17 protein-coding genes and 1 riboswitch are annotated in these 23,070 nt (G+C 36.4%); of the genes, 7 read left to right on the forward strand and 10 right to left on the reverse strand.

What is annotated here, in order from left to right:
* Positions 1 to 85 precede the first annotated feature (85 nt).
* Positions 86 to 367: a hypothetical protein gene (locus tag PPBDW_RS09395; RefSeq protein WP_036795058.1), complete on the reverse strand. Its 282-nt coding sequence runs from the start codon at positions 365 to 367 to the stop codon at positions 86 to 88.
* A 292-nt stretch (positions 368 to 659) separates the two neighbouring features.
* On the opposite strand from PPBDW_RS09395, the gene PPBDW_RS09400 reads away from it, so the two are divergent.
* Together PPBDW_RS09400 and PPBDW_RS09405 are read left to right on the forward strand one after the other, a co-directional pair.
* Positions 660 to 1,022: a hypothetical protein gene (locus PPBDW_RS09400; RefSeq protein ID WP_036795059.1), complete on the forward strand. Its 363-nt coding sequence runs from the start codon at positions 660 to 662 to the stop codon at positions 1,020 to 1,022.
* Between the two features lie 188 nt (positions 1,023 to 1,210).
* Positions 1,211 to 3,145, forward strand: coding sequence for an FUSC family protein (locus PPBDW_RS09405; RefSeq protein WP_036795061.1), 1,935 nt, complete (start codon positions 1,211 to 1,213; stop codon positions 3,143 to 3,145).
* Positions 3,146 to 3,235: 90 nt separating this feature from the next.
* Here the strand turns inward: PPBDW_RS09405 and PPBDW_RS09410 are convergent, their stop codons facing one another.
* The 6 genes from PPBDW_RS09410 to PPBDW_RS09435 form a co-directional block, all read right to left on the reverse strand.
* Complete coding sequence (locus PPBDW_RS09410; protein ID WP_054262108.1) at positions 3,236 to 7,645, reverse strand: SslE/AcfD family lipoprotein zinc metalloprotease; 4,410 nt, start codon at positions 7,643 to 7,645, stop codon at positions 3,236 to 3,238.
* Positions 7,646 to 7,870: 225 nt separating this feature from the next.
* A complete protein-coding gene (locus tag PPBDW_RS09415) occupies positions 7,871 to 8,605 on the reverse strand; it encodes a hypothetical protein (protein ID WP_146145946.1) in 735 nt (244 codons plus the stop codon).
* A gap of 93 nt (positions 8,606 to 8,698) precedes the next feature.
* Positions 8,699 to 9,148 carry a hypothetical protein gene (locus PPBDW_RS09420; RefSeq protein ID WP_036795064.1) on the reverse strand — a complete coding sequence of 150 codons (450 nt, stop codon included), beginning with the start codon at positions 9,146 to 9,148 and terminating at the stop codon, positions 8,699 to 8,701.
* Between the two features lie 64 nt (positions 9,149 to 9,212).
* Positions 9,213 to 9,815, reverse strand: coding sequence for an HAD family hydrolase (locus PPBDW_RS09425; RefSeq protein WP_036795066.1), 603 nt, complete (start codon positions 9,813 to 9,815; stop codon positions 9,213 to 9,215).
* A gap of 63 nt (positions 9,816 to 9,878) precedes the next feature.
* Positions 9,879 to 10,904 carry a J domain-containing protein gene (locus tag PPBDW_RS09430; protein ID WP_054262050.1) on the reverse strand — a complete coding sequence of 342 codons (1,026 nt, stop codon included), beginning with the start codon at positions 10,902 to 10,904 and terminating at the stop codon, positions 9,879 to 9,881.
* Between the two features lie 74 nt (positions 10,905 to 10,978).
* Complete coding sequence (locus tag PPBDW_RS09435) at positions 10,979 to 11,626, reverse strand: helix-turn-helix transcriptional regulator (RefSeq protein ID WP_230850379.1); 648 nt, start codon at positions 11,624 to 11,626, stop codon at positions 10,979 to 10,981.
* Between the two features lie 420 nt (positions 11,627 to 12,046).
* Between PPBDW_RS09435 and PPBDW_RS09440 the strand changes: the two genes are divergently transcribed.
* Both PPBDW_RS09440 and PPBDW_RS09445 read left to right on the forward strand, forming a co-directional pair.
* Entirely contained in the window at positions 12,047 to 13,375 is a 1,329-nt protein-coding gene (locus PPBDW_RS09440) for a glycoside hydrolase family 18 protein (RefSeq protein ID WP_054262051.1), read from the forward strand.
* A gap of 353 nt (positions 13,376 to 13,728) precedes the next feature.
* Positions 13,729 to 13,826, forward strand: a riboswitch (glycine riboswitch).
* Positions 13,827 to 13,906: 80 nt separating this feature from the next.
* Positions 13,907 to 15,307 (forward strand): alanine/glycine:cation symporter family protein, encoded by a 1,401-nt coding sequence (locus tag PPBDW_RS09445; RefSeq protein ID WP_036795068.1) that lies wholly within the window; start codon positions 13,907 to 13,909, stop codon positions 15,305 to 15,307.
* A gap of 335 nt (positions 15,308 to 15,642) precedes the next feature.
* Here PPBDW_RS09445 and dtpA read toward each other — a convergent pair whose 3' ends face one another.
* Positions 15,643 to 17,121, reverse strand: a complete 1,479-nt coding sequence (dtpA, locus tag PPBDW_RS09450; RefSeq protein WP_036795070.1) for a dipeptide/tripeptide permease DtpA — start codon at positions 17,119 to 17,121, stop codon at positions 15,643 to 15,645.
* A gap of 534 nt (positions 17,122 to 17,655) precedes the next feature.
* Between dtpA and PPBDW_RS09455 the strand changes: the two genes are divergently transcribed.
* Positions 17,656 to 17,967: a high-potential iron-sulfur protein gene (locus tag PPBDW_RS09455; protein WP_036795073.1), complete on the forward strand. Its 312-nt coding sequence runs from the start codon at positions 17,656 to 17,658 to the stop codon at positions 17,965 to 17,967.
* A gap of 71 nt (positions 17,968 to 18,038) precedes the next feature.
* On the opposite strand, the gene yegD is transcribed toward PPBDW_RS09455, so the two are convergent.
* Positions 18,039 to 19,391: a molecular chaperone gene (gene yegD / locus PPBDW_RS09460; protein ID WP_036795075.1), complete on the reverse strand. Its 1,353-nt coding sequence runs from the start codon at positions 19,389 to 19,391 to the stop codon at positions 18,039 to 18,041.
* A gap of 237 nt (positions 19,392 to 19,628) precedes the next feature.
* Here yegD and PPBDW_RS09465 point away from each other — a divergent pair, with 237 nt between their 5' ends.
* Together PPBDW_RS09465 and PPBDW_RS09470 are read left to right on the forward strand one after the other, a co-directional pair.
* Positions 19,629 to 20,249 carry a thiol:disulfide interchange protein DsbA/DsbL gene (locus tag PPBDW_RS09465; protein ID WP_036795076.1) on the forward strand — a complete coding sequence of 207 codons (621 nt, stop codon included), beginning with the start codon at positions 19,629 to 19,631 and terminating at the stop codon, positions 20,247 to 20,249.
* Between the two features lie 316 nt (positions 20,250 to 20,565).
* Positions 20,566 to 22,179, forward strand: a complete 1,614-nt coding sequence (locus PPBDW_RS09470; RefSeq protein ID WP_243423007.1) for a methyl-accepting chemotaxis protein — start codon at positions 20,566 to 20,568, stop codon at positions 22,177 to 22,179.
* A gap of 90 nt (positions 22,180 to 22,269) precedes the next feature.
* Here PPBDW_RS09470 and btuD read toward each other — a convergent pair whose 3' ends face one another.
* Entirely contained in the window at positions 22,270 to 23,067 is a 798-nt protein-coding gene (btuD, locus tag PPBDW_RS09475; protein WP_081045067.1) for a vitamin B12 ABC transporter ATP-binding protein BtuD, read from the reverse strand.
* Positions 23,068 to 23,070: the final 3 nt, after the last annotated feature.

The raw sequence follows: 23,070 nt of genomic DNA on the forward strand, positions 1-23,070 counted from the left end.
GTGATGTAGGCTAGAGTAAGGATAAAAACAAATATAATAAAAAGGCTAAAGAAATAAATTCTTTAGCCTTAGGGACATTCAAACATTATAGGTAACCATGTTGGCTTTTCCAGCTTTCGCTCATTTGTGCTAAAACGCACGCTGGAAGTGGACGATGTGCCCTTGCAGGCTGTGTCGCTATTTTACGATAACCACCCGCTTGCAATCTTAAATCAAAGGCTTTATCTATTGGCTTGCCAGCTCGTGCTAAATCCCAACGGAAGACACGCAGTGCAGTATATTCATGCTGCTCAATCTCACCACCATAAGGATACATAAGCACTTTAGCATATGCTTGTTTTGCCAATTCGAAGTTCACACTAATCATGAGTTTCTCCTTAGCACCTATTGGCTATCACTACTGCCAAGGGCTGTATTTAACGTAAAACGTTACAGTGTCGCATGCAAGCCATTTCGCAAAGATCTTGATGTAAAATGGAATATATAACTAAATAATGTGATACTCACCTCAATGTTGTACGGTTAACCACCAGTTTCTGAGGTAAAAACATCCAATCATTATGAAATTTACCCGATGCTATCACTTTCTAAAAATTGCGCTTTAATCCCGTTATAAGCTGCATTACTATGCTAGTTATAACCACTTCAAGGACTACATAATGCAACCAATAAAAGTGCAACCTAACCCTCAAATTGCCGTTATTTTTAAAACATGGTCTACGGAGTGGGCTAAAGAAGTTGAAGCAGGTAAGAAAGATACGGCTAATCAATTTCATACTGTATATAACATTGCTGCCGATTTATTCGACAAGGGCGGCGAGATTGATATTTCAGTTATTTCAGCATTATTTAATGACTGTAAGAAAAAGACCGAAATGTCAGAGCAACTGGTTAATAAGATAAAAATCAGCTTAAAAGATGATGAGCGAGCTCAACAACTCATCACCAAAGTAAATACGGCAGCACAGGATGCTGCTTTTGCGATGAATTACCTTGGTCAATTGCTACTAAAATCAGCATAAATACATGAAACGAGCAGTGCTTCACATGATGCACTGTCTCTATCTTCTCATTAATTTTTTGCTATTAAATTACCAATAATCCATTACTCGCTTATCAATATTTATTACTTTTCTACGACTCATTTAGCTTTTAGTTCCTAACTATCTTTTGTCGTATCTGTATGTTTCACTACTAACAAGCCGCCATCATGAAAATAACAACGTTAACGACTACGTTTAGCAGCTGGTTTTCCAACGCCGCAGATATTCCTGATTCTATTCGTATAACCTTTCCAATGTTAATCAGCTTAGGATTATTTTATAGTTTAGGTTTTACTAGTGCGGGAATATCCGGCTTAATCACTGCATGGTTACTCGGTGTTCAAGCACGTAACCTTCCCTATTTAAAACGATTACAGATACTGGTGATCTCAGCACTGATTACCGTTGTAGCAACTTATTTAGCATTTTTTGTCTTTGATAATATGTGGCTGAGTGCCATCACATTATGCTCAATAGCTATTCTCTATGGCCTAATGTCTAATCAACGCCCTCATATTCGCTCCTTTGGCTACAACTTTGGCTTTATCTACATTATGACAATTCATTTTGCTTCTGTAGGTGATAGTTTAACCATTATTATGATGGCGAATATCTTTGCTGGATTATGCGTTATGGTGTCGTCGCTAATCTTATGGCCATTTTTTAAAGGTCGAATTCTGCAACAGCATACAGTAACGGTACACAATGCCCTTGCTGACTGGTTAAATGAATTACGTTTTTCTGAAAATGAAACACAACTAGCCACAAAACGACAGTTATTCTACCAAAGTGCTCATAACTTGGCTTATTACAGTAACTCTGTGTCATCATCTAAACGTGCATTACAAATAAAAATCGAACTGCAGCGTTTATTAGAAATGTCTGAATATATTATTTGTTTAGAACGTGTACTTAGCTTTGACCTTCACCAAACAACGCGAATTAGATTATTTACATGGATAGAAACAACAGTTGAACAATTAAAAAACAATCAACAAATCACTGCTACATTTGCGACTAATGAATATAAAAATACAGTTTATATCATTGATATAATAGAGAAATTCAAGCGATGCTACAATTTCGATACTTTTTCAGCACCCGATTATAGTAAAAATATTTACTTATTCACTAATGACAGTAGCGCTTTCATTAGTGATTTTTGTCAGGCACTTAAATTTAATTCTAAAGAATGGCGCCATGCAGGTAAGATTGCTGTTACGTTAGCTGTTACACAATTTTTAACTGAGTTTTATCACCTTCCCCAAGGATATTGGATCTCATTAACGGCATTTATTGTCTTATTGACTTCATCAATGGCGGTGACTAACCATCGTATTTGGAACCGTTTTTATGGCACTGCATTAGGTGGTATTTACTGTTTTGTTTGTTTATATTTCGTGCCGCCACAGCACCTTATACTACTAACCAGTATTTCAGTTTTTTTCGCATTTACCTCTTATCATAAAGAACGTTATGACATTCATGTGTTTTGGTTAACATCAATGATTGTATTTGCGATTAGCTTGCTCTCTCCTGATAATACGTATGTGTCATTCTATCGAATTATCGACACACTATTCGGGGTAACTATCGCATTTTCAGTCAATTATTTTATTGCGCCAAGTTGGACCATGACCTGGTTAGATCGTCATACTTCTAGCATGATAAAATCCCAAATCCTATATGTTGCTGTATTAGATAAACCACAATGGGAACAAAAAATTAACTTATACCAAAGCCAACAACGTTATTATTCCTTGAACGGCGAAGTAATGAATTTACTGAAAGAGCCTAATCTAAGCCCTCGCACATCAAAGGATTGGTTAAGTTTGTTGGTTTTAATACAACGTTTAAACGATAGTTTATTATTAGCAACGAAATTAGGAATTCAGTCAGATAAACCACAATCTACTGCACGTTGGATCAGCCAATTACAATGGATAAAGAAAACATTTCCAGACCGTTGTAAGCATGGTGCTATGCCGCCATTTAATGCTGAATCGACACCAATTCCTGAAGATATGTTATGTGCTTTAATCGAAAAAGATATTCAGCAACTTACCGCGTGGATGCTATATCAGCGAGCATTTGTAGTATAGATTGACTGATACTTGGTTATTCATAATTAAAAACAGCCAGTTAGATTGACTAACTGGCTGTTGGCGTTTATTTACTACGAGGCTTCAATTCTATTGAACTAGGCTTGTTATATCTTCAGGCTTAATTTCTGGTAGTTGTAGGTTAAGCGTCGATAACACCTGTAATCCTTTCGCAGATATACCACCATCATAAAGTTTGTCACCATTAGGCAATACTGACATCACTTCTGACGGCTCCCACAAAGTAAAGAAACTTGATAAATCGTAGCCTGATACATAAGAACTACATACCATCAATAAATCACCTTGGCTTAAACCTGTTTCAGATGCTGAACAATAATTAATATTTTCATTAGTACCCTTTTCACCACGTGCTTTACGATGCATCAACTTGAACATATTCCAACCTTGATCAGTACCATATAGTGATGGTAATTCTGCATTTTCATACCATGGTTCAATATTGAAATGATTTTCTGCCCATAATTTTAATTGCGCAAACATAACTAAACGCACGCCAGCATTCCCATGACTCCATACATGACCTTTATCTCGTGCAAACAGAATTGGCATTTTCTGAATATCACTCTTGACTCGGCTCATACTATTATCTGGAGCTGGACGTTGTTCTTGCATATATAACGCTAAGATATTATTCGTCACCTCGGTAGAACCACTGAACGAAAAAGGCGCAGCGGCAAGATTATGGCCAATTTCATGCCACAATAACCAATCATCAACAGGCCTCGTTGGAATTGTTGTTGCTGCACTATTATAAGTTGTACTTTGTACTGGATAGCCTGAATGCGCTGCACCAATACTAATTTGTACATCATTGACAAATCGATGACGATACTCAGGCAGTGCATCATAAGTAAATCGGCGATTCATTCCTTCTAATTGTTGCTGATCACGACCATGAAAATCACTTGCTGCATTTGCAAAAGTATTCATCTCATCGCTAAAACCCTTCATATCGGCAACAGTATAATTCGCTATATTATTAACCGGTGTTGTATAAATCACATGACCAGTATCAATTTCAGCGAAAGGAACATCAGTGTTAATCGGGTTAACCCACTGACCATTTTTCCAAAATGACGCTTTAGCCACACCAGTAAAGTCAAAATTTACCATTGATGATAAATCAGAATCTAATACCGTAGGTTTAATATAAATTAGACCACCGTAAGGTACTTGAAACGTTAATGATGAACCATTATATGCAAAACTTTTCTGGACACGAGGTGGACGTTTCAGCCCTAACTCATGTTGTTCCATTCCCGTTAAGTCATCAACCAATGCAATAGTTATGGTCGCAGCGACCCCACCATTAATAGTCACATCTTGATGTTGAGGAGCCCATAGTCCCGTTGACTGCATATTATTTGCAGTACCGATCACCCCACCGCTTGCTGTTGAAATAGCGACCTTAGCAGTGTCATTCGTAATTAATGGACGCCCAGGATACGTTGTCGTATCAACTTTAATTCCTAAATCCCAGAATGAACGCCCAAGCATAATCCGAGTTAACGGTTTTTCTTGATAATTCAAAGGGTAACTTGGCTGCAATTCACCATTTTCAGTAATAAAATTATGCTGAATCAACTGATCGCGCGTTGTTGTTGTACATACTCCACCACCGTTATGCTGATCATTGGTGTAGCAGTTAAGGTATTCAACCGCTTTTTCAAACCCAAGTTCATCAACACCACCATCAAAGCGATATTGCTCATCATTCCACATCCATACTGAAGTATTATCATAGGTCTGATTTAACTCAGTAAGAGATAAACGCTTACCTTGCTGACCTTTAGTTCGGTAATACAATTCATGGGCAAATAACTTATCGAGGTTTGCACCTAAATTAGCCGCCTGAACCATTGAGTCGACGACCTCAACATTCATAGGATAGCGTTCATAATTAGTACGACTATAATTACCAAATGAAGGAATACCATGCCCTTTACGGGTTTCGATACAGTTTACTTCAAATTCATAGCTATCGTTGCATTGTTGCACACCAGGAAATGCAGCTTTAATTTCATCAATAGCTGCTTGTTTTTGTTGCGCATTTTCGACTTCGATAAAAGCATAGCGTTTAGCAGCTTCATCTGAGATAGGGAAAGAAGCGACTTCTAACTTTGGCATTTTATTTGGCTTAGGCCACGTAATAGTACCATCACTATTAATTTTTATTTTTGATTCCGGCTCAGATAAATACTCAAAACGCTCATAAACAACCAGTTCTTTTTCAGTTACTGTATGAACATTAGGAGTTATGTTACCTTGGCAATAATAACTTACCCCACAATTATTTTGTTGAGTTGTATCATGCGCTACATTTGAACCACCTAATGAAACGCCTGCCATATCAGCTAATTTAGCTAATGGCTCAGGGTTTATTTCGGCAATTGAATCCATAAATATAATATGTCCACCAGCATTTACATACTCAATCAGGGCATTAATATCTTCTAAAGTTAATTTCGGCTGCTCAATATTCGATGTTACCGATCCGACTGATATTTTTAACTCATAGGACTGTAGTAATAATACTGGGGTTGATAACGGATCTAATCCTGCGTAACCACCAGACGCTACATTTTCAAGAGTTATATTGAATCGAGGATCAATAAAAAAATCATATTTAGGTAACCATGATTGATGGCCATGATCAAAATATGGTGCTTGAATAATATTTGTCGCAACCGTTAATGATTGTGCTCCATTTTGATAATCTGTCGCTAACCATGTAAACACATTCTTAAAGAATTGTGCCATATCGCCATTATCATATTGAGTATTTTGGGTTGGATCAACGAATTCACCATTCTCTTGATATAAACACTGCTGGTTCTTAATCGTTAACGATTTTGATCCCCAATAACTATCAGGACAAGATAATACTGACGAATAAAAAGCGTTGCCGATAAAAATAACACGTCCTTGACCTATCTCACCAACAGTAATACCTGGTAAATTAAAGGTCACATTAGAATTACCAACAACAGGTGGGCGTTTCATGACCACCGAAGAATTTGCATCAATTGTCTTCGCATCAACAACATGAGGCTTTAGCTCACGTGTCCACGCTTGATATTCACCAAAAGATTGCCAGAAATTACTATCATTTCTTGGCATTAATATTGGAAATGCTGTATTTGATATATTGAGATTACGCATCAATCGCGCATACCCTGAAGCGCTATAATAAGATCCAATATCATGAAAAATATGAAATTGATTAACATCTGTATAAAGCTGCTTTAAAGTTGCATTGATATTACCAGTACTTGTTTTGACTGTATTAACAATTTCTGTTTGGTAGTCATAAGACGACAAGCGTAGCTGATTATCAATATCAAGTGCTAATCCTGCGTTAAACTGTTGCTCAAACTCATTAGGTACTGTGAAACTAGTACCTTCAATAATGGCACCATTAGGTAGTTTTATATTGATAATTTCATTAATTGCATTCGGATATAGAGCAAACGTTTTATGTACGTTTTCGCCAAATAGAACACTATTCCCATCTTTTTTAGCATAACGCTCAATCAATGCCGTTATATTTTGTTTGATAATTGTATTATCAGTAACATCGGTTAATTTGTACTTTAATTGATTACCTTTAACTTCACCAAAAGTAAAAGTATCAAGCCCAAAAGTAATTACTTCACCCCACACATATTCAAATGTGCCTTGTGCATCCGTTATCCCACGCGAAGAAGCAGTGTAATAATTAACACCTGTAATTGGTTGGCCATTATCATCGGTCAACACCGCTGACGTTATTTCACGCAATTCGGATGATGGCTTATAGACATAATGCTCTTCTGCCGCAGCGGATATAAACCCTGCATTTAAATCAGTTTCAGTGACTGTAACTTCAGGTTTTACACTGGGATCAACATGTGAGCTCGGTGCTTTATCAACCTGTTCTGTTTCTTTATCAGCTTCATCTGACACTGTTGGATGTAAAAAAGCATCAATAGCGTCGTTATTGTCTGAACCATAAAGATCACTAATATCAAAACTATTTAATTCATCAAGACACACTTGACCAGCAGTAGACTGACATGTACTAACTTTTTTTAGTAGTAATGCACTATTCTCAGCAACAAGTTGATCACTAAAAGCAGCATTCGTATCAAAATTAAGGATCTTCTGATCAAGTGCACCTGTTACAGCCTTAGGTAATGGCACTTGTACACTCAGTAACTCAACAGATCCGTAATAACATGTAAAAGATTCACCATCTTTAACTGTAAAGATGCCATCACTACTCAGTTGTTGTTGGTTACAAATTACATCACCTATAATTTTCACACCACTAGTGCTAATCGATGCTATATGCGTTTGAATAGCAGGATCGAGAACAGACGGTGGAATCGACGTATCAGGATCGACAGGAGGCGTAATATCTGGCTTTTCAGGATCAACAACTGGAGGTGGTTGAATAGGCTCACTTGAATCACTACTACCATTACAGCCCATCATTAATGCAGATGATATTGCTAATACAATCAACTTTTTATTTGCCACAAATAACTTCCATAATTAATTTTTATTATATCTATTACGGGAATATATATACCGAACTATGGCTATAAGCAATCGTATTTTTTTGTAAAAAACATAATTCTTACAATAACGCACAAAAAACATAAACCGTTGAAAAATAATGAATTAAATTCTTACAAATTGAAACAATTAGATACACTTTTAAGGATAAGTCGTTACTGTTTTATCTTTGGTATTTACGGATAAATAAAAGTCATTATCTGATTCATCATAACGATTAAAACTAAACAAAAAGCATTGCTGGCAGTCAAATATAGGTTGAGAATAATTTAGGGCTAAATTACTACCACCATTGCGATAATATTTACTATCAAGTGCTAACCCAACAGCAATTAACGCTTGTTGACGATTATTAAACTCAGGGGCTTTAGTTAAATCCGTTTGGTAACCTCCAGCAATATATTCAATTCGATGCATTTTATTATCATTGCCAATCAAAATATCACGCCAACCATTATGGGATTCATCAGCGACTAAAACTGGTCGATAAATGCTTTTCCAACTGGCTAATTTTTTCTGAGTATGGCTAAAAAGATACCCCTGACAGCCATTTTTAGTACAAAACTCATCGGTTTGCATAATAATAAACACTTCATCACTGCCATTATTATTTAAATCAGCATACCCATAACGGTACGGCGGTAACCCATTTTCAACAGCAGGAAAAAGCTGATCAGGTTTTAAAATATATTTACGTACAATATCAGCTGCAAATGTCGCACGCTCTTTGTCTGTATCTAAATAAACAGAATCTTTTGTTTCTTTAAGTAATTGATTCTTATGAATCCGATCAGCTATCATGACAGCAGCAGCAAAAATGATCGTAAATAATAAATATAACGCCCCATATTTAATCATTCCGACTCCTTTTTTCATTCATACTCTTTAGTGTACTAACTGTGATTCTTTTTTGCTGCTTCTGTTGTAATAAAAAACCGTTAGCGACGAAGTCAACTAACGGTTGTGGTATTACCCATTCAAGCTCTTTTTTCTGATCCCTTTTGGCTCATCAATAACACGTCGATGCCAAATCGAGTAATGTCTTAATGCCGCGGGGCCATGAGCAATAAAGACGGAAAGTAATAAGACGATAATATAAATATTAGGCTGTTGTTGAGGGATCAGAATAATTGATGCTAATAGCCCTAACTTAATAAATGTCAGCACGCCTTTAAGCTGAATTAACCACAACTTTGAACGATAAATTTCTTGTGCCATCATCAATCCACCACTGAACATCGATAATAGCCACCAATTAAGCCATAACGCTTTATCAAGGTGGAAAATAAAACCACCACTGGAGATAGCAACACCTAAAATATGAGCTGCTCGAATAGCTGTTTTGCTTAAACGCTGAATCCAAAAACGTGTTTCAGATAATTGATGTTGAGGCTGTTTACGTGACGAATGGTTAGTCATAATGACATCACTAATAAGTAAAAAAACGCTACAAGGATAGCGTATTTATTTAAATGACTAAACCCTATCGTTTAAAGGCTCTAAACTCACTAATAATCCCATCACGAACAAGGTAACAATCCATACTCGCGGCATGTGCTGCTTGGCAACCTAATTCAGTATCTTCAAACACCACACAATGTGAGACTGGTACGCCCAATAACCTTGCCGCTTCTAAAAAGGTATCGGGGAAGGGTTTATGTCGCTGGACATCATTAGCCGTTACGACAACATCTACCAACGGTAAAATACCTGAAGTAGAAAGTATTTCTAAAGCATGATGTCGATAACATCCAGTACCAATAGCAATCGGTTTATGCAGCGCCTTTTGCTGCCGTAATAACGAAAACGTAGCTGGAATAATATCGCCCTTATGTTTTATTTCATCAAAATAACGCAGTTTACTTGTAACCAATAATTGTGGATCTGCATCAATGTCGTATTTTTTTAATAGCGCTACTGCAGTATTAATGGTTGGCGAACCACCCATTGCGTAAAACCAATCACGCTCAAACGGTAACTCAAAATCAGCACATGTTTGTTGCCATGCATTAATATGAGCAGGCATTGAATCAACCAAGGTGCCATCCATATCAAAAATAATCCCTTGGTACGACGATAAATCCATTTAATATTCCTTTCTCTAATTGCTATTAGTTATAGTACTAGAGGTTTAAAATAACCACAGTAACTAAAATGGTACGGTATTATTACACACTGCTGCTAACGCTAATGAACTTGATTTATAACCATTATTACTAAAAATATTATTATTAATACTTAGACTCTGACTATTTAGCCATTGTTGATCACTCGACCCATTGCCATAAGGTATTCGATATACTGAAAATTGGCGGTCATTAGCGCTAAAAATTAAATTAGCCGATACTCGTGATGTATTATGAGAACGATTAGAATAATAGCTAAATGTCCCCTGACAATCTTTAACTATATAAGATCCATTTAGACTTCGAACTGCAATATAAGGTTGACGAGTACCTTCATAATAGCGCTGTTGCCATAAACCCACTGTATCTGTCATCATTATTTTATCAGCACTGTTTATGGCATCAATATTTTCCATCGTTGTTGTTTGTGTCGCTATTACATTTTTTACTTGAACAGTAATAGGAGTAGGTATCAAATCTAAAGGTTGAGGCTGCATATGTTGAGATTGATAATGCCAAATAAACCATCCAATAAAAATGACAACAATGATTAACACTGAAAATATTATCATAACAGATTGTTTGTTTAATCTATTGTTAGCTAAAGACGGATTAATTTCATTCTCTTCGATTTGGCGACGTAACAATAGAAGTTGTTCATTAAGACGATTATTAGTGGTTTGCAATAAAACTAATGTCTGTTGTGCCTGATTTTCACCAGCATTATACCCATTATTAGCCTGTTGTTGATAGCGCTCAATCAACGCTTGTAACTGCATTTTCTCTTTAATTAATAATGATATTTTTTTATTTAAGTCAGCAACTTGCTGTTTGCGCCCGTCACTGTTATTTATAGTCATTATATCCGAACATTTTTTATTGCCATTACCTTTACTTACTTGTTGATAAGCCATGCTCAACATTTGCATTAATGCTTGAGAACCACCTTTATCTGGATGTAACTTAACTGATAATTGTCGATATTTTTTCTTTATTTCTGCTTTTGAGCAGCGATCATCAGTACCAAGTAATTCATGAAATGTAGTCATTAATCAAGTCATCAAAAGAAAGAAGCGATAATTATAAACAACTCCTCTGTAACCTGTAAATGATCATCCAATTACTATGATCCTTTATAATTATTTGAGCGAAATTTCCCCGGTGAACATCCGATATGTTTTTTAAATACACGCGAAAAATAAGAGACATCTTTAAATCCTGCTGAAGTAGCAACCGATGCTATTTTTTCATGATCTGCACTTAGTAATCCACAAGCTAAATCTAACCGCTTTTGAATAATATATTGTTTCAGTGTCACTCCCATCGTGGTGTGAAATAAACGGGAAAAATATGTTGCTGAAAAATCACAGGCTTTAGCAAGTTCCTCTTCACGCAATGGTGCACTAATATCGTTATCGATAATAGATAATGCCGGTAATATTGAACGTTCACGCTGCGATATATCATCATCAATAACTATATCTTCTTTATGCGTATGTAAACGGCTTAAACAACTATCAAGTTTTTGTCTATTTGCACTAGCAATCAAAATATCTTCTGCACCAGCACGCAATGCAACTATCGCTAATTCAGAGTCCAGCTCATGATACACAATAACAATTTTTACAGTAGGATAACGTTGCTTGATAATGCGTAATAATTTAAAGCCATTAGATTGTGAGTTTTCAATTTCAATGAAAATCAATTCATATCCAGTCATTGTTAATAATAGTTCATAAGGTGATACTTCCAACACATTATGATATTTCACAAGATTATTCTTAACACTGGTATATTTCTCTTTATAGCAGCAATTAACCCAAATCACATGACCCCCTAACATCACAACTAACGCACTTAGCCATCCAATATTGCGTCTTAAATATAAACAACTCATTTATACCTTTAAATAAGAAGATAATTACATGCTATTAATAAAATAATTTAGAATGGCTTTATTTGTTGTTCTAAATATTAGATTCCATCGCCTTTTCACATCAATATGTGCTAATGAAAAATACAACTATCAGCATAACTAACTCAAGATTTCATCCGAATACTTGTGAAAATTGATGTTAGCTCTTGATATTAGTTTTGTGATTCACATCAAAATATAACAACAAGTCTATGTATGATTTTTATCTATCTGGTTAATAATACAAATAATTTTATAAGATTAATTAAGAAATAAATGATCTCTCTTTCTACTGCAGCTCGTACACTCTCAACATACTCTCTTTTAACCTATGGCTTTTTATCTCAAATAAACCTTAGTTATGCTACTGAGCATGATCGACCTTATGTTGTTGCTGCTTACTACCCAGATTGGAAAGTCTACACTCCCAACAACCCATACTCTGCAAGCATGATCCCTGCCGAAAAATTAACCCATTTAATCTATGCTTTTCTAGCAGTATGCGGCCCTGTTCATTCATCCCCAGATAACATCAAAAAAATAATCAAAACCCAATGCGCAGATAAACCGATTGGAACCGCTATTATTCTCGATGAATATGCAGCATTACAGATAAAACTTACTGGAGAAACTGCACCTAACGTTAGTTACAAAGGAAATTTTGGTCAATTAAAAGCATTATCTGAAAAATACCCTCATTTAAGTATTCTACCCAGCTTTGGTGGATGGACCCTCTCTGAACCTTTTCATACTGTTGCTACCAACCCTATCTATCGTCAAACATTTATTGATACAGCAGTAGAACTAATTACTAAATATGATTTCTTTGATGGTATTCAAATCGATTGGGAATACCCAGGAGGACATGGTTTATCAGGCAAAGGGCACGACCAAGTAATTCAAGAACGAGAAGCTTATAGCCTTTTAATTGAAGAATTACGTCATAAATTAGACTATCTCGGTAATAAGCATAACCGCCATTATCAACTTTCGGCAGCTATCAATGCCGATACTAAAACCTTGCCAGGTATTAATTGGCCTCATGTAGCTAAAAATCTAGATCAACTTTATTTAATGAGCTTTGATTTTTTAGGTAACTGGAATAGCGTGGTTGGTCATCATAGCAACTTATACAGCACACCAAACACCCCGAATAATACCTCTGTCGATAATCTAGTAAAAACGCTTATCAATAAACAAGTGGCAAAACAAAAAATCATTATAGGTAGCCCTTTTTATGGCCGAGGATGGCAAGGTGTTGATTTAATACCACTCAATAAATTCGAAGGTCTTAGCAGTAACGGGGGGTCAAATAAAGGATCTGATATTAAAGATCCTGGATATTTTAATTACAACGACATCAGTAAATATTTTCTTAAAAATCCTAAATTAGGTTACCGTTATTACTATGATGAGCATGCCGAGGCCGCAGTGCTTTATAATCAGAAAAATAAAGAATATATTAGTTTTGAAGATAAACGCTCACTAAAAGCTAAAGCCGAGTATGCGAAGAAGCAGGGACTTGGTGGTGTATTCGGGTGGGAGATTACCTCTGACGCTAATAATGAATTAATTTCAGTACTTGATAGCACCTTAAACCCTTAACTCTCGCGCATAAATTATCGCCAATAGAAATAATGCCACAATAACTACCATCGTCTTAGCTGGTTTATTTTTATACGGAATATTCCATTTATTATCAACTGACGCTTATTTTATTCAGCAAGCGCTTTTTTTTTTAATTTTTTGCTGACAATCACATTTTTATCCCCTAACATTGCGGGCGAAATGAGTTCCGATGAAGATAGCAGGAGAGCGGCCAATGACGAATACCATAATGGTATAACACGTCGGCCCGCCGAAGAAGTAAGCGAAAAGCGATATGATCCCATCATGTTTTAATTCGTAAATCTTTCAGGCACCAGGTTGCAGTAATGCAATAGGTATGGACTGTTATTGGAGGAGCCTCTGGAGAGACTCGTTAAATCGAGCGCCGAAGGAGCAAACCGTAGCATATTACGGTGAAACTCTCAGGCAAAAGGACAGAGGAGATAAGAGCAGCAACCAGAAGCCATTCTGTAACTAACATTTACCTGTTGTTCTATATCTCTTCCTTTGTACGTTGAAGGAGGAATAATGAATCCACTACATGACACAATTTTTAATTTTCTACGCACATTAGATAGCTTCGTTTGGGGACCTCCTCTATTAATTTTATTAGTAGGTACAGGTTTATACCTTACTGTTCGACTTGGTTTTATCCAGATCCGTTACCTACCACTAGCATTGCGATATGTTTTTGGTGGCAAAAAAGATCCAGATAGCCGTGGCGAAGGTGATGTATCAAGCTTTGCTGCATTATGTACCGCCTTATCTGCAACAATAGGTACAGGTAATATTGTAGGTGTTGCAACTGCAATCAAACTTGGTGGTCCGGGCGCTCTATTTTGGATGTGGCTCGCTGCTTTATTTGGCATGGCAACCAAATATGCTGAATGTTTATTAGCCGTCAAATATCGCGAAATCGATGCTAATGGCCAAATCCTTGGTGGTCCAATGTACTACCTTGAAAAAGGCGTTGGTAGCAAATGGCTCGCTAAACTATTTGCCATTTTTGCTGTCGGTGTTGCTTGTTTTGGTATTGGTACATTCCCACAAGCTAATGCCATTGTAGAAGCTGCTCAGATTTCATTTAGTGTGCCAAAAGAAATTACCGTTGTTATATTAACCCTATTAGTCGCAACAGTGACTTTAGGAGGTATTCAATCAATTTCAAAAGTAGCGAGTACAGTTGTGCCTCTTATGGCTGGCTTCTACATCATAGCTTGCCTAATTGTTTTAGGTACTAATTTCCACGCGCTACCAGCTGCAATTGAAACAGTTATTCAATCAGCCTTTACCGGCCACGCAGCTACAGGTGGTTTTGTCGGCGCTGGAATGATGCTGGCTATTCAATCTGGTATTGCTCGCGGTGTATTTTCAAATGAGTCAGGATTAGGAAGTGCTCCTATTGCTGCAGCGGCGGCACAAACTAATTCATGCGTGCGCCAAGGCTTAGTATCAATGACAGGAACATTCTTTGATACTATTATTATTTGTACAATGACAGGCTTAACTCTAGTGGTTACAGGTGCATGGACAGGTGATTTTGCCGGCGCAACAATGACAACACATGCTTTTGCTGCTGGTTTGCATTCTGAATATTACGGCCCATTAATGGTATCAATCGGCTTAATGTTTTTTGCCTTTACCACTATTTTGGGTTGGAACTACTACGGTGAACGCTGTATTACTTACTTATTTGGCGTAAAAGCAATAATGCCTTATAAGCTAGTATTTTTAGTGCTCATCGCTGGCGGTGCATTCATGCAATTGGATATGATTTGGGTCATTGCTGATATCGTTAATGGTTTAATGGCAATTCCAAACCTCATTGGTTTAGTCATGCTACGTCATGTTGTAATCGCTGAAACTCAGCAATACTTTGCGAGCCTTAAATTACAGAGTGAAAATTGTAATCCTATCTCTGCTCAGTAATTAGCACCCAATAAAAAAGCCTCAGTTCATCACTTTAAAATGATACTGGGGCTTTTTTGTAGCAACGGGTTCATTACTAATCCTCTTACGTACTTAAACGTTTATTCTAACAAGCTTCAGCTTCCATATTCTTATCTATCTTATCTTGCATGCCTTTGGCCATATTGTGATGCTCTCCTGCTCTCCTGCTCTCCTGCTCTCCTGCTCTCCTGCTCTCCTGCTCTCCTGCTCTCCTGCTCTCCTGCTCTCGCATTATTACCCCCAAATAAAAACGGATGCCAATGACTTTATCAGTCGACATCCGTTTTATTTAAGCACGTAACTTTAACTAATTGTTATGCGGTAGTTACCTCGGCTGATGAATCCTCACCACGCATAACTCGGGTTAGCTTAGGAGCAATAAGCATAGTGAAGACGGCAATACCCGCCGTAGAATAGCCAATAATGCCAAACACATGGCTGTATAACATTAGCGTTTGGTGAGGCTCTATCACATTAGCAGGTGCTGCGGTTAAAGTGGCAACCCAACCAGCAACTACAGCTGCGGTTGCAGACGTTAAGAACCACATTCCCATAGCAAAACCCATCATTCGCTGTGGTACTAGCTGAGCAACCATAGCCAAACCAAGACCTGATACGAATAACTCACCAATGGATTGGAAACCATAAGAAAGAATAAGCCAATTTGAATCTACAATACCGTCACTATTAGCAAAATGAGCACCAAGCACTAATACTAAGAATGACAAGCTACATAGCACCATACCTAAAGCAAATTTAAATGGCATTGAAAAACGATCGCCATATTTATTATAAACCATCGCTAATACTGGGCTCGCAATCATAATCCATAAAGGGTTAAGTGCTTGGAACTGTTCAGGCGCAACACTAATACCAAATAAATCATGTGAAATATTATGTATCGCGAAGAAGTTAAGTGATGTTGGCATTTGGAAATAAAGAACAAAAAACACAATACCTTGCAGCATCAATACAAAAGCAACAAACATTTTTGCTCGTTCAATACCTGAGGTTGAAAATAATTCTTTAAAATATAGTCCAACAATTGTACTACCAACGATAATTAAAATAGCGTGCGCATAAAATAGATGTTGTAATAATATTGCACTAATAAAACTAAATATAATTGCGCCGACTAAAACACCTAAATAATATATTTTATTAACTGGTTTCATATCAGGTTTAGAGCCAATACCTTTAACGATATGACCACTAATATAGAAATTAATAAGTGTAATAACTAGACCTGCAGCACTTACGCCAAAGGCAATATCATAACCAAACTTCTCTGCAATCCATGGTGATAATAGCATTGAGAAAAATGAACCCAAATTAATGGCCATATAGTACATTGTAAATGCACCATCTAAACGAGGATCATTTTCACCATAGACTTTCGCTAATAGGCTTGAAGGGTTAGCTTTAAATAAACCATTACCCATGGTAATAAAGCCCATCGCTATATAGATAAGATCGGAACCACCATAACCGCTGGTTGCTGATAAACCTAATAAAGCGTAACCAACTACAAGTACCATTGCACCTAATTTAATGGTTCTTTTAGTTCCAAGAACTTTATCGCCGACCCAGCCACCAATAGCAACTGAACCATAAACTAATGCTGAGAATGCACCAAATAAAGTAAAAGATGCTGTCTCTGACATGCCAAGAATTTTAACCATATAAACAGTTAAAATAGCTTGCATACCGTAGAAACCAAAACGTTCCCAGAATTCAATTGAAAATATCAAATAGAACGGTTTTGGCTGTTTGAATACGTTCTCGTCAGACATGTACTGTTTCCTTGAAAGATTTCAGGTAAAACTAATCCAAACACGTATATTTCTTAATGTTATTTCTCCCCAATGTGAAATAACAAGAATAATGACGCTATACCGTTTTATTAGTAATGAATATAAAATAAAAAGCAGCTACAAATTATAGTTATGCATTTTCTTACATTAAGACTGAAATAAAACAATAAATAAAGACACCGAAAATGAAATATTAAATACCATCAAAGATGAATTCTTTTTAATGCCCTTATAAACAGATAGTTATAGTATTAAAACATCGTTCAAAAGTTATCTTTTATATCATTTTGATTTATTTAAAGAGAAATATAACAACAAAAGTAAATGATAATAATAATCAATATCACAAAATAGACAGTAAAAATAATCTCTATTCTGGTTTGTTTAATATCCATATACTATTATTTAAAAATATAAAATAAGTAATATTACAATGGACAATAGTATCGCTTATTTCTACTTATATAAGTAATGCTAGTATAATTATTCAATATAACGAATAGGGAAAGGATCATGATAAAAAAATCATCACGGCGACGCTTTCTACGATTAACAGCTGGCGGTATTATTGGCTTAACACTGGGTAACAAAATAATAATACGCTCAGCTTCTGCCGCTGCTCTCCCCCACCTGAAACAAGATAGCCCACAAGCTAGTGCACTAAAATACGTTAATCATTCAACAGTTAAAGGTCAAAATTGTAAAAATTGCCTTTTGATTCGAAATGATAACAGTAGTAGTGACTGGCAGCCTTGTGCCATCTTTCCAGGAAAGACAGTTAACATCAACGGTTGGTGTTCGGCCTATGCACCTAAACCAGCATAAGTTTTCCTTATTCAAAAATGCCTGCATTCACGCAGGCATTTAACTATGAATTTTTATTTTTTATTAATATATTAGCCATAGCAGCGTTCACCCCAACGTGCTAAGCCGGCAGTTACTGACCCAAAATAGCTACCACTTACGATAGGAATATTCGGTAATTGCTGCTCAATACATTGACGTAAAATAGGCGAACGTGCAGTGCCGCCGGTCATAAATATAGCATCTGGTTTAACCTGACTTTGTGCCATTGCCTCAATGACAAGATCGCGCATTTTCTCTTTTGGTGTTTCTATTGCTTCAGCCAATTGCTGGGCGGAAATATCAACTTCAAACAAATCTTGCATTAACGCCATATTCACGGTGTGATGTGCTTGACTCGATAATGCAATTTTAGCTTCTTCTGCATGACGAATGATTTGATAGCCAAGCGTCTCATGATAAACATGAATTAATCGCGACAATAATTGTGGATCAGCAGCATCATGACGAAGTTTTTCTAACGCACGTAAATTAGCATCACCATAAAATTCAGTTTGTGCTGCAACATTATTAATCGCAATCGGATTCCAAAATTGATTAAATGGCATTTCGATACCACGAATCGTTTTACTGCCTAAGCCAAACTGTGGCATTAATTGTTTAAACGCTAAATGAATATCAAGATCATTACCACCAACACGTTGACCACTATGGGCTAATAAACTAGAGCTACGATCAGTAAGATGACGGAAACTAGGCCCCATATTAATTAACGAACAATCGGTAGTGCCACCGCCAATATCAACCACCAGCACCGTTTTATCTGCCGTTAATGTAGATTCATATTCAAGTCCAGCAGCAACAGGTTCAAACTGAAAACTCACGTTTTTAAATCCAGCTCGTTTAGCTGCTTGCGATAAAATCCCTTCAGCTTGTTGGTTAGCACTTTCGCCACCAATACCTTGAAAGTTTACTGGGCGCCCAATAATGGTACTAACAATATCTTGTTGCAAACTTTGTTCAGCGGTACGCTTTATATTAACCATCATTGCACAAACAAGATCTTCAAAAAAGCTAATTTGGCCATCACGTAAACCGTTCGCACCAAGAAATGATTTTGGCGATTTAACGTAATAAACTTCTTCGGGATCATCGAGATAAAGATCAAGTGCAGCTTGACCGAATTGCAAATCCCCCGCAACAACCTCTATGTCTTCTTCACGATTAAATGCCATAGCACGACGTAAAACCTGCTCACCCGTCGCGTTTGATGGTGAAATACCCATGAAGCGATATAAATATTCAGACACAGATTCACGTGTTGGCGCACATAAGGTCGACGGAATATATTGATTATTATTCTCTAATGGTAAAAGTTTAGGCTTACTGTCTTCCATCACTGCAACCGAACAATTCGCGGTTCCATAATCAAATCCAATGTACATCGATTAACACTCACATGCGGTAAAAAAGCCGCCAATAATAGCTTATTCTATAATTTAACACACGGAGATATTCACACCTTATTTATGGATAATGAATTGATAACAATAAACGCTTAACATTTAGACTCAAAGGAATTAAATAGCACATTTTTTTATTGATTATTATCATTTTGTCGATGCATTTACAGTATTTTATCGACATAATAGAATCATAATTTCTTTTAAAAGTACTGAAACATGAAACGTATTTATCAAGCTTTTTTTGTTCTACTCTTTACTGTATTTGCACTATCAGGATGTTCTGATTCAAAAACACCGCAAGAAGGTGATCAATACTCTGTGATCCCAACCCCAATGCCAGAAATGAAAGGTGTTACGGAAATCTTTTCTCTTTCTTGTGGCCACTGCCGTAAGATGGAAAGCATTCTTCCTGAAATCAAAAAACTTACCAATGGCGATATCAAGCAAGTTCACGTTATTTTTAATGAAAGTGCTCAAAAAGCAGCCTTCATTTTCTATGCAGCAATGGTACAAACAGACAACAAACCCAGCCATGCATTAGTTGAGCAATTATTTGCTTTCGTACAAGACTCACCAAAAGACATGACAGTTGAACAACGTAAAACTGCACTTGATAAAATCTTCCATGATAACAACTTAAAAAGTCCTTACGAGCTAACAGAAGCTCAACAAAAAGAAGTATTTAAGATGTTCCAGCAATCTGAAGATATTGTGCGTAATTCAGCCCTTGAATCAGTGCCTGCATTCCTTGTAAATGGTAAGTACTTAGTAAATACCAGTGCACACAAAAGCCTACAAGATTTAGCTAATACTATTGTTTACTTAAAAAATAAATAATCATCAATATTAGAACTTACTTTTTAAATACTCGTCTCTATGGCGAGTATTTTTTTGTCTTTTTCTTTAAATTAACTGCAAGATAATGTAATAGCAGGATTTTTTTGGAATAAGTATCTTATTTACGCCTCTTTTTTATACTTATTTTATAAATTCATATAAATATATTTATATATCCGTCGAATTCATAACTATCAGTAATCAATAAATATAATCATCAATATTGGAGAGGCTCTACATTTTTATGCTCAAATCAATAAAACTCAAACTACTATTACTTAGTCTATCTCCTATGATACTCATTCTGAGTATTGCTATGACAATTATTATCTATCTACAAAATCAATCATTAAAAAATAATGTTAATGACTATCGCACAGCAGTTATTGAAGAAAGGCAAAAAGAATTAAAAGATGCAGTACTTATTACTAAGCATGTCATCGACAACATGATAGCTAAAGGCAGTAATGAACAAGACACAATTAAAGAAATTGAAGCACTACTCAACCCATTACGTTTTGCTGACAATAACGCTGGCTACTTTTTCATTTACACCATAGAGGGTATTAATGTTGTCCATCCTCTTAATTCTGCAATTCAGGGTACCAATCAAATAGCAGCCATTGATGCTAATGGTATACGTTATATTCAAGCTTTAATTCAATCATCTAAAGGCCATAACCAATTCGTTGAATACAGCTTTCCTAAAAATGAAGGCCAACAACCACAGCTTAAAAAAAGCTATGCTGCCACTGTAAATAACGGCAAATGGATCCTAGGGACAGGTCTTTATCTAGATGATATTGAGGCTAATGTTTTGAAGTACAATAATAAACTCATACAAAGTAGAAATAACCAAATCCAAACTGTCATTATCCTTTCTATTATATTTAGCTTATTATCAATTATAGTCATTGTATTAGTCGCAAGTCGTATTACTAAACCGATTACACGAATGGCAAAAGCGTTAGACGATATTGCTGATGGTGAAGGCGATTTAACCAAACGCTTAGATGTAGCAGGTAACGATGAGATCGCCCAATTAGCTAATGCCTTTAATCGTTTCGCTTCAAAACTACAAAACATTATGACTAAAGTATCTCAATCAACAGCAGGTCTTACCACAGCTGCACAGCATGTCCACCAACAGACAAATATGCTAACGACGACATTAGACTCCCATAACTGTGAAACAGAGCAAATTGTAACCGCAGTGCAACAAATGAGTTTAGCGGCAAATGAAATAGCAGAGAGCACTAATGACGTTGCATCTTCAACAACCAAAGTAAGCGATGATGCATTATTAGCACAACAACAAGTTGATACCTCATTAGTTTCAATTAACACTCTTGTTGATGAAGTGACCCACGCATCAGGGTATATTGACGATTTGAACCAACAGTCACATAGTATTAATAATGTATTAAAAGTAATTGGAGATATTGCAGATCAAACTAACTTATTAGCCCTTAACGCTGCTATTGAAGCTGCACGAGCAGGTGAACAAGGACGAGGGTTTGCTGTAGTTGCAGATGAAGTACGTGAGCTTGCAAGTCGAACTCAAAGCAGTACACTCGAGATTAATGAGATGCTAGACAAATTACACTATCTAGTGACTCAAGCCGTAAACGCAATGGAAAAGAGTCAGGCCTCATGTAATGAAGCCGTTAACTCAACCAATCAAATCTCATATAGCCTTCAATCTGTGACTAAAGCAGTTAATGCTATTGACGATCGTACAAATCAAATTGCTACAGCATCCACTGAACAAAATGCCGTTACTGGAGAAATTAATAGTAATATGATTTCTATTCAAGATATTGTGACCAAATTAATTCAAGAGAATCATAATTCAGAAAAAATTATTACTCAGCTCGATCAAGCAACTCATGGGTTAAAACAATTAGTCGGACAATTTAAGATCAAATAATCACTTAACTAGTTCATCTTTAAAAAGGCAGTTTATCTGCCTTTTTATTTTATCGCTTAACACCAACTAATCTATTTCTAGTGACTTAAATTAATCAATAAAAACCAAACAAGGAACGCCATTATGATCTATTCTATGGATACTTGTTTTAAATACTGCTTGTAACTTTTCAACTGTCATTACTCGTTCAACATTACCATAAGCGGCGCAGTGACCACGATCCAACATCACCACATTATCTGCTTCACGTAAGGTTCTATTTAAGTCATGATTAACCATCACTACCGCAATGCCCTGTTGCGCAATACACCGCACTAATTGATACATTGACGCCTCTTGAGCAATATCTAACGCTGCTGCGGGTTCATCAAGTAATAATAATTTAGCTTGTGGGTTTATAGCTGGCCAAACTTGTAAACATGCCGCTGCTAATCGTACTCGTTGCCACTCGCCACCAGAAAGTTGTTGAATATTTCGCGGCAACTTATCTTGAATATCTAAACGGTTGCAAATCTCATCGAGTGCGATTTGTAATTGCTCATTATCAACATGCTGTAAAGCTGACACTGCAAGTAATAAATATTGAAAAACTGGAATTGAAAAGTTGGGTTTATCTTGTTGCGACAAATAACTACGAACATGCGCTAATGAAGGCAGATCATAATCAACTAAGTCATCATTAAGTAATCTAATGCTACCATTATAATCAAACAAACCCGATAAAATGGATAATACGGTGCTTTTACCGCTACCATTTGGCCCTATAACATGCGTGATTTGGCCGCTATAAAGCGTCAATGACATAGGTAATAATCGCGGTACAAAAGAAATATTCTGAGCTTTTAATATTAACGCAGCCGCTGTTGAAATATCACCGTTATCAAACATTGT

The organism is Photobacterium kishitanii, from assembly GCF_000613045.3.
Classification (GTDB): Bacteria; Pseudomonadota; Gammaproteobacteria; order Enterobacterales; family Vibrionaceae; genus Photobacterium; species Photobacterium kishitanii.

Excerpts from the sequence above, each read along its gene's own strand:
- PPBDW_RS09395 (WP_036795058.1), bottom strand. The coding sequence starts at position 367 with ATGATTAGTGTGAACTTCGAATTGGCAAAACAAGCATATGCTAAAGTG.
- PPBDW_RS09400 (WP_036795059.1), top strand. The coding sequence starts at position 660 with ATGCAACCAATAAAAGTGCAACCTAACCCTCAAATTGCCGTTATTTTT.
- PPBDW_RS09405 (WP_036795061.1), top strand. The coding sequence starts at position 1,211 with ATGAAAATAACAACGTTAACGACTACGTTTAGCAGCTGGTTTTCCAAC.
- PPBDW_RS09410 (WP_054262108.1), bottom strand. The coding sequence starts at position 7,645 with ATGATGGGCTGTAATGGTAGTAGTGATTCAAGTGAGCCTATTCAACCA.
- PPBDW_RS09415 (WP_146145946.1), bottom strand. The coding sequence starts at position 8,605 with ATGAAAAAAGGAGTCGGAATGATTAAATATGGGGCGTTATATTTATTA.
- PPBDW_RS09420 (WP_036795064.1), bottom strand. The coding sequence starts at position 9,148 with ATGACTAACCATTCGTCACGTAAACAGCCTCAACATCAATTATCTGAA.
- PPBDW_RS09425 (WP_036795066.1), bottom strand. The coding sequence starts at position 9,815 with ATGGATTTATCGTCGTACCAAGGGATTATTTTTGATATGGATGGCACC.
- PPBDW_RS09430 (WP_054262050.1), bottom strand. The coding sequence starts at position 10,904 with ATGACTACATTTCATGAATTACTTGGTACTGATGATCGCTGCTCAAAA.
- PPBDW_RS09440 (WP_054262051.1), top strand. The coding sequence starts at position 12,047 with ATGATCTCTCTTTCTACTGCAGCTCGTACACTCTCAACATACTCTCTT.
- PPBDW_RS09445 (WP_036795068.1), top strand. The coding sequence starts at position 13,907 with ATGAATCCACTACATGACACAATTTTTAATTTTCTACGCACATTAGAT.
- dtpA (WP_036795070.1), bottom strand. The coding sequence starts at position 17,121 with ATGTCTGACGAGAACGTATTCAAACAGCCAAAACCGTTCTATTTGATA.
- PPBDW_RS09455 (WP_036795073.1), top strand. The coding sequence starts at position 17,656 with ATGATAAAAAAATCATCACGGCGACGCTTTCTACGATTAACAGCTGGC.
- yegD (WP_036795075.1), bottom strand. The coding sequence starts at position 19,391 with ATGTACATTGGATTTGATTATGGAACCGCGAATTGTTCGGTTGCAGTG.
- PPBDW_RS09465 (WP_036795076.1), top strand. The coding sequence starts at position 19,629 with ATGAAACGTATTTATCAAGCTTTTTTTGTTCTACTCTTTACTGTATTT.
- PPBDW_RS09470 (WP_243423007.1), top strand. The coding sequence starts at position 20,566 with ATGACAATTATTATCTATCTACAAAATCAATCATTAAAAAATAATGTT.
- btuD (WP_081045067.1), bottom strand. The coding sequence starts at position 23,067 with ATGTTTGATAACGGTGATATTTCAACAGCGGCTGCGTTAATATTAAAA.